Origin of the sequence: Micromonospora sp. CPCC 206171 (assembly GCF_036906755.1) — a bacterium.
GTDB classification, from domain to species: domain Bacteria; phylum Actinomycetota; class Actinomycetes; order Mycobacteriales; family Micromonosporaceae; genus Micromonospora; species Micromonospora purpureochromogenes.
The window spans coordinates 22,491-35,057 of the sequence record NZ_JBAKHT010000043.1; the positions used below are offsets into that span (position 1 = coordinate 22,491).

Genomic DNA, 12,567 nt, shown 5'->3' on the forward strand with positions numbered 1-12,567 from the left:
CCCCCGCACCACCCCACCCGCTGCCCGCCCCCGCACCACCTCACCAACGTCCCCGCCTCGCCGTGGCCGCTCTTTCAGAGAAAGCGTGGCCATGGCGGGCGGAATAGCCACGCTTTCTCTGAAAGAGCACGCTCGGCGGGGCGGGTGGCGGATGGCGGGTGGCGGGTGGGGTGGGTCAGGCGGGCTGGGGGAGGGGGAAGAGGAGGCAGCTTGACGTGGCGTGGGCGATGAGGCGGTCCTGGGCGTCGGTCAGGCGGGCCTCGGCCAGGGCGGTGCGCCGGCCGCGTTGCAGGACGGTGCCCTCGCACCGGAGCATGCCGCTGGCGACGGTCACCGGGCGCAGGAACTTCACGTTCAGGTCCAGCGAGGTGTAGCCGACGCCGGCGGGCAGCGTGGTGTGCACGGCGCACGCGGCGGCGGTGTCCAGCAGGGTGGAGATCACCCCGCCGTGCACGGTGCCGAGCGGGTTGTAGTGGAACTCCTGCGGGACCAGCTCGACCGCGACCCGACCCTCGTCGGCCTCCATCCGGGCCATGTCGATCAGGTGCATGATCGGCGGCGCGGCCAGCTCGCCGGCGATCATTCCGCGGAGCAGCTCCAGGCCGCTGCGGCGGCCCACGTGCGCGGCGCCGGCCACCGGGTCGGACCAGGAGAAGGTACGGCTGCGCGCCGGGTCCTGCGTCTGAGTCATGGACTGAGCCTGGCAGCACGTTGCTGAGTCTGTCAATCAGACCTAGCCTGGTGGGCATGAGACCTGCGGCACTGGACTGGTCGGTGGAGAACTGCACCATCGCTCGGGCGATGGCGATCCTCGGCGAGCGGTGGACCCTGGTGGTGCTCCGCGAGGTCTTCAACGGCGTCCGCCGCTTCGACGACATGCGCGTCCGTACCGGCATCCCCCGGCAGGTGCTGACCACCCGGCTGGCCACCCTGGTCGAGCAGGGCGTGCTGCGTCGCGAGCCGTACCGGGAGCCGGGCAGCCGGCTGCGCCACGAGTACCGGCTGACCGAGAGGGGCCTGGACCTGTGGCCGGTGCTGGTGGCGGTGCTCGGCTGGGGGGACCGCTACCTGGCCGACCCGGAGGGCTCCCCGCTCGGCGTCGGGCACCGCGACTGCGGGGCGGAGGTCCGGGTCGAGCTGCGCTGCGCCGAGGGGCACGAGGTGACCGACCCGCGCGACGTGCTGCCCCGGCCGGGTCCGGGCGCCCGCCGCCGCGTCGACTGACCCGCCGCCGGGCGGCGTCCCGTCGAGCCCCCGTCGAGCCCCGTCGCGCCGTCGTCCAGCCCGCGGTGGGCGCGCCTCGGCGCGCGGACGGCCGCGCCGCCCGCGCGCCGGGACACCGGTGCTACCAGGCGAAGCCGTTGGCGTACGAGACGCTGGCCAGCACCGCCTGGCCGGTGGTGTTGGGGTGGAAGTAGTCCCAGGTGGAGACCTGGCTCAGCGCGAACGGGTAGTTGAACACCGCGTTGTCGTCGAAGTCGCAGTTCGGGCCGTACGCGGCGCAGGCCTGGGCGAGCTGGGTGTTGAAGTCGACCACCCGCTGCCGGACCCGGGTCCGGCGGTCGACGTCGGCCTGTGCGGTGGAGGTCGGGTTGGCCAGCATCGACTGGCAGATGCCGAAGGCCGACCAGGCGGTCCGGGCGCTGCCGCTGCCCTTGCCGACCGACCAGAGCCGCTGGATGTCCGGGATGCTGATCACCAGGACCCTGGCGTTGGGCAGCCCCGCCTTGAGCCGGGCGAGCGCGCTGTCGATGTTCGCCCGGTAGGTGGCCACCGGGGTCATCGTCGACTCCGAGCTGGTGCAGGCGTCGTTGGCGCCGATCAGCATCGTGACGTACCCGACGCCCTGGCTGACCGCGGTGCCGGCCTGGCCGTACATGTCGGCGGACTTGGCGCCGCTGCGGGCGTCGTTGAGGTTGCGGCCCTGGATGTTGGGGTTGACCGCGCGGATACGCAGGTAGTGGCTGTTCACCGTGGAGTAGTCGCCGGTGCTGAAGGACCGTGAGGTGCAGTCGACGTACCAGCCGCAGGCGTTGAAGCCGCGGGTGATGGAGTCGCCGAGGCTGGCCATCGCGCTGGGCGGTGGGCCCGGGTCGGCGACGGCGGGGGTGGCGGCGAGCAGGACGAGGGCGGTGGCGCCGGCGAGAGCCGCCAGCGCGCGTCGGGCGAGGGTCATGGTGGCCTCCGGATCACGGGTGCCGGCGTGCTGCGGTGGCCAGATCGTATAGACGACTTTCTGTGTCCACAATGTTGCTTCACGGTTACATGGGGCGGCGGGGTGAATTCGGGCAAAGTCATGTCTTGCTTACGATCTTAAATATGTGAATACTTCAGTCACTCGGCCGGTTTCCCCAGGTCGGCCGGGTTGTCCCCGGGCGCGTCGACGTGACGCGACCCGTCAGCCCCTTCCGGAGGTTGTTACATGCGACCCACGAGGTCATCGCTCCGCCACGTCGCCGCCGTCGCCATGGCCGGCACCCTGGTCACCGGCGCGCTGCTCGGCGCCCCCGCGCAGGCGGCACCCGCCTCGCCCGCCTCCCCCGACGCCGCGGCCGGTCTGGCCGACCGCCTCGGCGACCGCGCCGCCGGCACGTACGCCGACGCCAGCGGCAAGATGGTCGTCGCCGTCACCGACGACGCCGCCGCCCGCCAGGTCCGCGCCGCCGGCGCCACCCCGAAGCTCGTCACCCGGGGCGCCGCCACCCTGAAGGCCGCCACCGCCGAACTGGAGCGGTCCGCGAAGATCCCCGGCACCGCCTGGTGGACCGACCCCGCCACCAACCAGGTCGTGGTCTCGGTCGACAGCACCGTCACCGGCGCCAAGCTGGACAAGGTCAAGGCCGCCGCCGCCCGCACCGGTGGCGCCGTCCGGATCGAGGCCGAGGCCGGCGTGCTGAGCACCCGGATCTCCGGCGGCAACGCGATCTACGCCGGTGGCGGCGGTCGCTGCTCGCTCGGCTTCAACGTGCGCAACAGCGCCGGCACCCAGTTCTTCATCACCGCCGGTCACTGCACGAACATCTCGGCCAGCTGGTACAGCAACTCCGCGCAGACCAGCTACCTGGGCGCGCGGACCGGCACCAGCTTCCCGGGCAACGACTACGGGATCGTGCAGTACAACAGCAGCGTCTCCCGCCCGGGCAACGTCTACCTCTACAACGGCAGCTACCAGGACATCACCGCCGCCGGTAACGCCTTCGTCGGCCAGAGCGTCCGGCGCAGCGGCAGCACCACCGGCCTGCGCAGCGGCTCGGTGACCGCCCTCAACGCCACGGTCAACTACGCCGAGGGCAGCGTCTCCGGCCTCATCCGCACCAACGTCTGCGCCGAGCCGGGCGACAGCGGCGGCTCGCTCTTCGCCGGCAGCACCGCGCTGGGCCTCACCTCCGGCGGCAGCGGCAACTGCTCCTCCGGCGGCACGACCTACTTCCAGCCGGTCCCCGAGGTGCTGAGCCGCTACGGCGTCAGCGTCTACTGATCCACGCCAGCGGGCCGCCGGAATCCTCCGGCGGCCCGCGCCGCGTGCCCCGGCGGGCGGACCGCCGCCGCGCGCTCGTCCCGCTGCGGCGCTCGGCTCAGGGCAGCGGGCCGGGCCGCCGAGGAGCGGGCCCGCGAGCAGGGCGACCGGAACCCCGAGAGACGGCACCGGCCGCCTGCCGGTCCGCGGTGACGGGCCGGCCGCCACCGGCGGCCCACGCGAGGTGTGCCCGCCGGGCGGAGAGCACCGCCAGCAGCGGCCAGAGTGCGACGGCCAGCGCGGTCACCCGCTCGGCCAGCCCGGTCCGGGACCCCCCGGTCACCTCGAACGCGAACCAGCCGAACAGGCTCAGCAGCAGCACGGTGACGCTCAGCCCCACCGCCCGGCGGAACGCCCAGGGTGGCTCCGGCCGGGCCGGGTGCCCGGCGTCCGGGCCGCGCGGCAGCCGCAGCGCTGAACCGGCCGGGCAGAGCGACAGGGCGAGGACGGCCACGGTCGCGACGACGCCATGGCCGAGGGAGCCGCCGACCGTCGGCCGGGGAAACGCGACCAGCGCGATGGTGGCCAGCCCGCCGACGGCAAGCAGGAAGCGGCTGGGCAGCCCGGCCGCGTGCAGGACCGCGGCGGTCGCCAGGTAACAGCAGCCGAGCAGCACCAGACAGCCGATCATGATCCAGGGGTCGGTGGCGTCCTGCCCCGCCAGCTCGCTGATGGTGTCCCGGATCGGGTCGTAGCCGACCGGCTGCCGGGCGCCGGCGACCGTCCAGCCGGCCACCAGCAGAGCGGGTGCCGCCCCCGCGGTGGCGACGGCCCAGTTCGGTACGGCGCGCATCCACGCACGGTAACCGGCTCGGCGCTCTGCCGAGCCGGAGTTGGCCGGTCCGTCCACCGAAGAATCGCCCGGCCTGCCGGGTGCCCGGGAGGAACGACTGTCGCCCCTGACAGAATGCCGGTGAGGACTGTTCCACGATGAGGAGTTGCCAGCCGTGATCCGTACCCACAATGCCGGAAGCCTGCGCGCCGCGGACGCCGGCTCGACGGTGACGCTCGCCGGGTGGGTGGCCCGCCGGCGCGACCACGGCGGTGTCATCTTCGTCGACCTGCGCGACGGCTCCGGCGTGGTCCAGGTGGTGTTCCGCGAGGAGGACGCGCACGCGCTGCGCAACGAGTTCTGCGTCCGGGTCACCGGCGAGGTGACCCGCCGGCCCGAGGGCAACGAGAACCCGGAGCTGCCCACCGGCGAGATCGAGGTGACCGCCGCCGAGCTGGAGGTGCTCTCCGAGGCGGCCCCGCTGCCGCTGCCGGTCGACGACCAGGTCGAGGCCGGCGACGACATCCGGCTCAGGTACCGCTACCTGGATCTGCGGCGCAGCGGTCCGGCCAACGCGATGCGGCTGCGCTCGCGGGCCAACCAGCTCGCCCGGGGTGTGCTGCACGAGCGGGACTTCCTGGAGATCGAGACCCCCACGCTGACCCGGTCCACCCCCGAGGGTGCCCGCGACTTCCTGGTGCCGGTCCGGCTCCAGCCCGGCAGCTGGTACGCGCTGCCGCAGTCGCCGCAGCTGTTCAAGCAGCTGCTGATGGTCGGCGGCATGGAGCGGTACTACCAGATCGCCCGCTGCTACCGCGACGAGGACTTCCGCGCCGACCGGCAGCCGGAGTTCACCCAGCTCGACATCGAGATGTCCTTCGTCACCGAGGACGACGTGATCGACCTCGGCGAGGCGATCGTGTCGGCGCTGTGGAAGGACTTGGCCGGGCACGAGATCTCCCGGCCGATCCCGCGGATCACCTGGCACGACGCGATGGCCCGGTACGGCTCTGACAAGCCGGACCTGCGCTACGGCGTCGAGCTGACCGAGCTGACCGACTACCTGCGCGGCACCGAGTTCCGGGTCTTCGCCGGCGCCATCGACGCCGGCGGGTACGTCGGCGCGGTGGTGATGCCGGGCGGCGCGGCGCAGAGCCGCAAGGAGCTGGACGGCTGGCAGGACTGGGCCAAGGCGCGCGGCGCGCGGGGCCTGGCGTACGTGGTGCTCGACGCCGAGACCGGCGAGGCGCGCGGCCCGGTGGCGAAGAACCTCTCCGCCGAGCACCTGGGCGGGCTCGCCGACGCGGTCGGCGCCAAGCCGGGCGACGCGGTCTTCTTCGCCGCCGGCGCCAACACGCGCGAGGCGCAGGAGCTGCTCGGCGCGGCCCGGATCGAGATCGCCAAGCGGGCCGGCCTGATCGACGAGAGCGCCTGGGCGTTCTGCTGGGTGGTCGACGCGCCGATGTTCGAGCGCACGGACGAGGGCGGCTGGACGGCCGTGCACCACCCGTTCACCTCCCCGAACGCCGAGTGGGTGGACCGCTTCGAGGAGGCGCCGGACCGGGCGCTGGCTTACGCGTACGACATCGTCTGCAACGGCAACGAGATCGGTGGCGGCTCGATCCGTATCCACCGGGGCGACGTGCAGAAGCGGGTCTTCGACCTGCTCGGCATCACCCCGGAGGAGGCGCAGGACAAGTTCGGCTTCCTGCTGGAGGCGTTCAAGTACGGCGCCCCGCCGCACGGCGGCATCGCGTTCGGCTGGGACCGGGTCTGCATGCTGCTCGCCGGCGCGGACTCCATCCGCGAGGTCATCGCCTTCCCGAAGACCCGGGGCGGCTTCGACCCGCTGACCGGCGCGCCGACGCCGATCACCGCCCAGCAGCGCACCGAGGCCGGCATCGACGCCAAGCCCAAGGCGCCGACCGGCGTGCACGCCGGCACCGCCGGCCCGGCCGCCCCGGTGGCCGACCCGGTCTGACCCGACCCCCGTCACCGAGAGGTCTGCGCCATGATGGCGTGGACCTCTCGGTCGTTTCGTCGCCGGGCGGGCGACGCTCGGCGGGACCGGGGGAGACGGGGGACGCGATGACGCTGCTCGTGGTGGGAGCCGGTGGTTTCCTGGGCGGGGAGATCTGTCGGCGCGCGCTCGCGGCGGGCCGGCCGGTGGTGGGCACCTGGCACGCCGACCCCGTCGCGTTGCCCGGCCTGGGGACCCGGCAGCTCGACGTGACCGACCGGGAGGCGGTGCGCCGGCTGGTCGCGGCGGTCCGGCCGACCGCCGTGGTCGGCACCCCCTACCGGTACGACGACTGGGCGGTCACCGCCGACGGCGCGGCGCACATCGCGTACGCGACGGCCGAGGCGGGGGCGCGGCTGGTGCACGTGTCCAGCGACGCGCTGCACGCCGGGCGCCCGACGCCCTATCTGGACGACGACCCGCCCACCCCGATCCACCCGTACGGGGCGGCGAAGGCGGCGGCGGAGACCGCGGTGCGGGTCATCGACCCGAGCGCCGTGCTGGTGCGGACCTCGCTGATCGTGGGGGAGGGGAGCAAGCAGATCCAGCTCTGCCGGGACGCGCTCGCCGGCCGGGCCACCCTCTTCAGCGACGAGCTGCGCTGCCCGGTCGACGTCACCGACCTGGCCGACGCCGTCCTCGAACTGGTCGATGGCGACTACGCCGGTCCGCTCAACGTCGCCGGTCCGGAGCCGGTCAGCCGGGCCGGGCTCGGGTTGCTGGTGGCCCGCCGGTTCGGGCTGGACCCGGCCGGGATGAAAACCACCACGGTCGCGGCGGCCGGGCTGGTCCGCCCCACCGACGTACGGCTGGACTCCTCGCGCGCCGCCGCGCTGCTGCGGACCCGGCTGCGCGGCGTCACCGAACTCCTCGCGGCCTGATCCCCGGCCCGTCCCCGCCACACTGACGCACACTTTCTCTGCACAACTATTGTGCAGAGAAAGTGTGCACAGATATTGTGCAGTGATGGGGAACGACGAGAACGTCGCCACACCGCGTGAGGTCCGGCTCGATCACCGGCAGGTCCGGGTGCTGGCGCACCCGCTGCGGATGCGACTGCTCGGCGCGCTGCGTACCAAGGGGCCGGCCACCGCCACGGCGCTGGCCGAGCTGCTCGACACCAACACCGGCGCGACCAGCTACCACCTGCGCCAGCTCGCCGAGGTGGGCCTGGTCGCCGAGGATCCCGACCGGGGCAGCGGGCGGCAGCGCTGGTGGCAGGCCGCGCACGACGTCACCAGCTGGGAGCCGACCGACTTCGACGACGACCCGGACGCCCGGGCGGCGATCCAGTGGATCCACGGCGATCAGGTACGCCTGCTGGTCGAGCGGGCCGAGCAGTGGCTGGCCGTCGAGCACGAGTGGTCGCCGGCCTGGCGGGACGCCTTCGGCATGGGCGACATCTTCATGGTCATCCCGCCGGACCGGATGGAGGCGCTCAAGGCCGAGGTGTGGCAGGTCATGCAGCGGTACCACGACGAGGCGGACCCGGCCGAGCCGGGCGCCGAGCCGGTGCACCTCTTCCTCGCCGGCTACCCGATGCTGGAGGGCCGGCGGTGAGCGCGCTGTCCGTACGCCAGGTCCGGTTCCGCTACCTCACCCTCTACGGCCTGCGCTGGCTGCCCACCGGCCTGATGATCCCGGTGATGATCCTGCTGATGCAGGAGCGCGGCCTGTCGCTGTCCGAGATCGGGCTGGTCTCCATCGCGCAGGGGCTGGTGGTGCTCGTGCTGGAGCTGCCCACCGGCGGCCTGGCCGACGCCCTCGGCCGCAAGCCCGTGCTGGCCGCCGCCTGGACGCTGAGCCTGGTCTCGCTCGGGCTCTTCGCGGTGGCCGACTCCTTCGCGCTGTTCTTCCTGGTCTGGGCCTTGCAGGGCGTCTACCGGGCGCTCGACAGCGGCCCGCTGGAGTCCTGGTACGTCGACGCCACCCTCGCCGCCGACCCGAAGGCTGAGTACGAGGCCGGCCTCGGCTTCGCGGGCACCGTCGCCGGCGTGACCATCGCCGCCGGGGCGCTGCTCAGCGGTGGCTTGATCGCCCTCGGCCCGGTCGGGCCGGTCAGCGCCCTCACCGTGCCGGTCCTGGTCGCCATCGCCCTCCAGGCGATGGCCCTGGCGGCCCTGCTGCTCCTGCTGGTCGAGACCGGCCCGGCCAAGGGCGCCGGCGCGCTGCGCGCCTCCATGGTCGAGGCGCCCCGGATGGTGGGCCAGGCCTTCGGCCTGCTGCGCCGCTCCCGGGTGCTGCTCGCCCTGGTCGCCGTCGAGCTGTTCTGGAGCTTCGGCATGGTGACGTTCGAGTCGCTGCTGCCGGTCCGCCTCGCCGAGGTGGTCGGGCATCCCGAGCGGGCGGCGGCGCTGCTCGGGCCGGCCAGCTCGGCGGCGTGGCTCGCCTCGGCGGCGGGCGCGGCGCTGACCCCGCTGCTGCTGCGCTGGCTGGGCGCCGCGCCGAGCGCCGCGCTGCTGCGGATCGTCCAGGGCGTGACCGTGGTCGGCATGGGGCTGTTCGCCGGCCCGGTCGGCGTGCTGGTCGCCTACCTGGCCTGCTACACCGTGCACGGCGCCTCGAACCCGCTGCACACCGGCCTGCTGCACCGGCAGGTCGACGGGCCGTACCGGACCAGCGTGCTCTCGCTGAACTCGATGGTCGGGCAGCCCGGCTTCGCGATCGGCGCGGTGCTGCTCACCGCCCTCGCCGACACCCGCAGCGTCACCACGGCCATGCTGGTGGGCGGTGTGGTGCTGGCCGTGGCCGCACCGCTCTACCTGCCGGCCTGGCGCGCCGGGCGCACGGCGGGCGCGGCGGCCGACCCCGGGCCGGTCGGGCCGGTCGGGTCGGGCGGGCCGGTCGGGTCGGACGTCGTCGGGTCGACGGCCGGGTCGAGCGCGGTCGGGTCCGCCGCCCAGCCCGACATGGTCGGCCCGACCGGCGACCTCGACCCGGTGGCCGACGGTCAGGCGGCGGTCCCGGCGGCCGGACCGGGGGGCGGGGAGGCGGCGCCCGTCCGCTGACCGGTCGCCGCGCCACCTGCGGTCGCGGCGGACCGAAATCCGAGCCTGATACCTCAGAGGCATCCTGATACCTCTGAGGTATCAGGCCGTTCGGGGCGGCCGCCTCCGGCGCCGACCGGAGCGGCCGCTCCAGCGCCGACCGGAGCGGCCGCTCCAGCGCCGACCGGAGCGGCCGCTCCAGCGCCGACCGGGGCGACCGCCTCCAGCGCCGACCGGGGCGGCCGTCCCCAGCGCCGACCGGCCCGGCGGGCCGGCGGCGCGCCCGGTTCAGGCCAGGTGCACCGAGCTGCGGGCAAGGGTGCCGGTGAAGCCGAGCCGCCGGTAGAGCCGGATCGCCCCCAGGTTGTCGGTGTAGACGCCCAGCGCCACCTGGTCGTAGCGGGCGGCCAGCGCCCGTGTCATCCCGGCGGTCAGGGCCGCCCCGAGGCCCCGCCCCCGCCGGTCCGGCGCCACGGTCAGCCCGGCCAGGAAACCGACGTCGCCCCGGCTGCGGTCCGCGCCGCAGGCGACCAGCCGGTGGCCGTCGCGGATGCCGTACCAGTCGACGATGCGGGGGTCGCCGGGGCGGGAGGTGGTGCTGGGGAAGGACGACTCGATCAGCGCGCTCAGCGCGGGGTGGTCGGCCGCACCGAGGCGTACCACCCGGTCCTCCTCCGGCTGACGCGGCGGGGCGGTGCTGGTCCAGAGGAAGTCCCACTCGTCGTGCCGGGCCACGGCCAGCCGGCCGGCGAGGGCTTCCGGGCTGGTCCGGGGCAGGTGCAGCCACTGCCCGGCGTCGACCGCGCCGGCGGCGACGAGGTCGGTGAAGACGTCCACCGCCGGCCCCGGCGCCCCGATCGCGCCGCCCGCCGGACCCGGCCCGGACGACAGCAGCCAGGCCACCGCGCCGTCGCGCCGCCAGCCGCGGGGCTCCGCGCCCCGCCACAGCGCGTGCCGGGCGTACGGGTGGTGGTCGGTGGCGGCGAGGAGGGCCCCGCGACCCGTCAACTCCTGGTCAGCCATGATCACCCGCCCAGCCTAGAACGCGGCCCCGGCGCAGCTCGTTCCACGGTGGAGATTGACGAGCCGACCGATTGGGTACATCCCGCGCTGACCTACTGGGAACCCCCACCGGAGGACAACGATGCTCGCCATTCTCGCCGCGATCGTGTTCGGCTTCGCGCTGCTGATCGATCTGCTGGACACCAACTTCGGCGCCCCCGACCTCTTCAACGTGCACACCCTGCTGATGCTGGGCCTGCTGCTGCTCTCCCTCTACCTCGCCGGCGTCGGCCGTGGCCCGGGCGGTGGCGGCGGCGGCCGCTGGTACCGCGGTCGGCGGCCGGGTCGCGGCTGACCGCAACGGATCAGGACGGGCTCGGCCCGCGGCGCGATTCCGGCGCAGCGGACCGAGCCCGGTACTGTCTTCGTGATGGACTCCGACGCCCTCTTCTCCCTCGGTGAACCCGCCGCGGCGCCCAGCGCCCCCGCGGGTCCGAGCGGTGTCGACGGCTTCACGGCGGTCGGGGAGGATTCGCCCCTGCCCGTCCGGATGCGCCCCGCCAGCATCGACGAGCTGGTCGGGCAGGACCACCTGCTCGCGCCCGGCGCGCCGCTGCGCCAGCTGGTCGGCGGCGGGGCCCCGATGTCGGTCATCCTGTGGGGGCCGCCGGGCAGCGGCAAGACCACGATCGCGCACCTGGTGGCCCGGGCCACCGACCGCCGGTTCGTCGCCATGTCGGCGCTCTCCGCCGGGGTCAAGGACGTCCGAGCGGTCATCGACACCGCCCGCCGGCAGCGCCGCACCGGCGGACCGCAGACCGTGCTCTTCATCGACGAGGTGCACCGGTTCAGCAAGACCCAGCAGGACTCCCTGCTCGCCGCGGTGGAGGACCGGACGGTCACCCTGCTCGCGGCGACCACGGAGAACCCGTACTTCTCGGTCATCTCCCCGTTGCTGTCGCGCTGTGTGCTGCTCACCCTCCAGCCGCTGGACGACGCGGCCGTGCGCGGCCTGCTGCGCCGCGCGGTCGCCGACCAGCGCGGCCTGGGTGGCGCGCTCACCCTCGACACCGAGGCCGAGGACCACCTGGTACGCCTCGCCGGCGGCGACGTCCGCAAGGCGCTGACCGCGCTGGAGGCCGCGGCGGCCTCCGCGGTGGCCACCGGCACCGGCCGGATCGACCTCGCCACCACCGAGCAGGCGGTCGACGTGGCGGCGGTCCGCTACGACCGGGACGGCGACGCCCACTACGACGTGACCAGCGCCTTCATCAAGAGCATGCGCGGCTCGGACGTGGACGCGGCGCTGCACTGGCTGGCCCGGATGCTGGTCGCCGGCGAGGACGCCCGGTTCATCGCCCGCCGGTTGGTGATCTTCGCCAGTGAGGACGTCGGGATGGCCGATCCGACCGCGCTGGGCGTGGCCACCGCCGCCGCCCACGCCGTGGAGTACGTCGGCCTGCCCGAGGCCCAGCTCAACCTGGCCCAAGCGGTGATCCACCTGGCCACCGCCCCGAAGTCGAACTCGGCCACCACCGCCATCGGCGCGGCCATCGCCGACGTGCGGGCCGGCCGCGGCGGCCCGGTGCCGCGCGGGCTGCGCGACGCCCACTACGCCGGCGCGCGGGGGCTCGGGCACGGCACGGGATACCGCTACCCGCACGACGACCAGCGCGGAGTGGTCACTCAGCAGTACGCTCCCGACGATCTCGTCGGGGCCGACTACTACCGGCCCAGCGGGCACGGTGCGGAGCGGTCCGTGGCCGCCCGGCTGCCGCTGCTGCGCCGGATCGTCCGGGGGCTGTCCGCCCCGGTGCCGCGCCCCGACGAACCGACGCCGGTGGCGCTCAACGGCCGCCGCCCGTCGGGTGCGGGGCACGCCGGTGGGGCGGATGAAGACGGCGACGCCGTCGTCGGGGAGGGTCAGCAGTGACATCGCGTGGTGGGGAACCGCAGGACGGTCCCGACGAGCGGCGTGACTCCCGCGCCAAGGGACGCCGCTGGGGCCGGGGCCGGGCCGAGGAGCCGCCGCCGGAGCCGGCCGGCGAGGAGTTCGGTTGGATCGACGACCTGCGTAGCGCCAAGCAGCAGCGGGGCGAGCTCGGCCCGGACGGTGAGCCACCCCGCCCGACGTCGCCCGCGCCCGCCAGCGGCCGTGGCCCGGCCACACCGCCCGCCGGTCCCCGACCGGGGCCGGGCGCATCCGGCCCGGACGGCCCGCCGCCCGCCCGCGGGCCGCGCCCTGACGGGCCGCCGCCTGGTCGGGCCG

13 protein-coding genes are annotated in these 12,567 nt (G+C 74.6%); 9 read left to right on the forward strand and 4 right to left on the reverse strand.

Annotation, left to right across the window (positions count from 1 at the left end; translation table 11 throughout):
* Positions 1–175 precede the first annotated feature (175 nt).
* Positions 176–691: a PaaI family thioesterase gene (locus V6U89_RS28855; RefSeq protein WP_334576101.1), complete on the reverse strand. Its 516-nt coding sequence runs from the start codon at positions 689–691 to the stop codon at positions 176–178.
* A 56-nt stretch (positions 692–747) separates the two neighbouring features.
* Here V6U89_RS28855 and V6U89_RS28860 point away from each other — a divergent pair, with 56 nt between their 5' ends.
* Complete coding sequence (locus tag V6U89_RS28860) at positions 748–1,224, forward strand: winged helix-turn-helix transcriptional regulator (protein WP_334576104.1); 477 nt, start codon at positions 748–750, stop codon at positions 1,222–1,224.
* 121 nt (positions 1,225–1,345) lie between these two features.
* On the opposite strand, the gene V6U89_RS28865 is transcribed toward V6U89_RS28860, so the two are convergent.
* Positions 1,346–2,176: an SGNH/GDSL hydrolase family protein gene (locus V6U89_RS28865; protein ID WP_334576109.1), complete on the reverse strand. Its 831-nt coding sequence runs from the start codon at positions 2,174–2,176 to the stop codon at positions 1,346–1,348.
* 246 nt (positions 2,177–2,422) lie between these two features.
* Between V6U89_RS28865 and V6U89_RS28870 the strand changes: the two genes are divergently transcribed.
* A complete protein-coding gene (locus tag V6U89_RS28870; protein ID WP_334576111.1) occupies positions 2,423–3,478 on the forward strand; it encodes a S1 family peptidase in 1,056 nt (351 codons plus the stop codon).
* Between the two features lie 97 nt (positions 3,479–3,575).
* On the opposite strand, the gene V6U89_RS28875 is transcribed toward V6U89_RS28870, so the two are convergent.
* Positions 3,576–4,310, reverse strand: a complete 735-nt coding sequence (locus V6U89_RS28875; protein ID WP_334576113.1) for a DUF998 domain-containing protein — start codon at positions 4,308–4,310, stop codon at positions 3,576–3,578.
* 154 nt (positions 4,311–4,464) lie between these two features.
* Here V6U89_RS28875 and aspS point away from each other — a divergent pair, with 154 nt between their 5' ends.
* The 4 genes from aspS (at position 4,465) to V6U89_RS28895 (ending at position 9,317) form a co-directional block, all read left to right on the forward strand.
* Positions 4,465–6,270: an aspartate--tRNA ligase gene (gene aspS / locus V6U89_RS28880; protein WP_334576116.1), complete on the forward strand. Its 1,806-nt coding sequence runs from the start codon at positions 4,465–4,467 to the stop codon at positions 6,268–6,270.
* Positions 6,271–6,377: 107 nt separating this feature from the next.
* Positions 6,378–7,190 carry an SDR family oxidoreductase gene (locus tag V6U89_RS28885; RefSeq protein WP_334576120.1) on the forward strand — a complete coding sequence of 271 codons (813 nt, stop codon included), beginning with the start codon at positions 6,378–6,380 and terminating at the stop codon, positions 7,188–7,190.
* A gap of 85 nt (positions 7,191–7,275) precedes the next feature.
* A complete protein-coding gene (locus tag V6U89_RS28890) occupies positions 7,276–7,869 on the forward strand; it encodes an ArsR/SmtB family transcription factor (RefSeq protein ID WP_334576122.1) in 594 nt (197 codons plus the stop codon).
* Positions 7,866–9,317, forward strand: a complete 1,452-nt coding sequence (locus tag V6U89_RS28895; RefSeq protein WP_334576124.1) for an MFS transporter — start codon at positions 7,866–7,868, stop codon at positions 9,315–9,317. The genes V6U89_RS28890 and V6U89_RS28895 overlap by 4 nt, the downstream gene beginning before the upstream one ends.
* A gap of 267 nt (positions 9,318–9,584) precedes the next feature.
* On the opposite strand, the gene V6U89_RS28900 is transcribed toward V6U89_RS28895, so the two are convergent.
* Entirely contained in the window at positions 9,585–10,319 is a 735-nt protein-coding gene (locus V6U89_RS28900; protein ID WP_334576135.1) for a GNAT family N-acetyltransferase, read from the reverse strand.
* 121 nt (positions 10,320–10,440) lie between these two features.
* Between V6U89_RS28900 and V6U89_RS28905 the strand changes: the two genes are divergently transcribed.
* The 3 genes from V6U89_RS28905 to V6U89_RS28915 form a co-directional block, all read left to right on the forward strand.
* On the forward strand, positions 10,441–10,653 hold the full coding sequence (locus V6U89_RS28905; protein ID WP_088962756.1) for a hypothetical protein: 213 nt from the start codon (positions 10,441–10,443) through the stop codon (positions 10,651–10,653).
* A gap of 75 nt (positions 10,654–10,728) precedes the next feature.
* Positions 10,729–12,231, forward strand: coding sequence for a replication-associated recombination protein A (locus tag V6U89_RS28910; protein ID WP_334576129.1), 1,503 nt, complete (start codon positions 10,729–10,731; stop codon positions 12,229–12,231).
* The coding region (locus V6U89_RS28915) for a hypothetical protein (protein ID WP_334576131.1) at positions 12,228–12,567 on the forward strand (340 nt) is incomplete at its 3' end. The genes V6U89_RS28910 and V6U89_RS28915, both read left to right, overlap by 4 nt.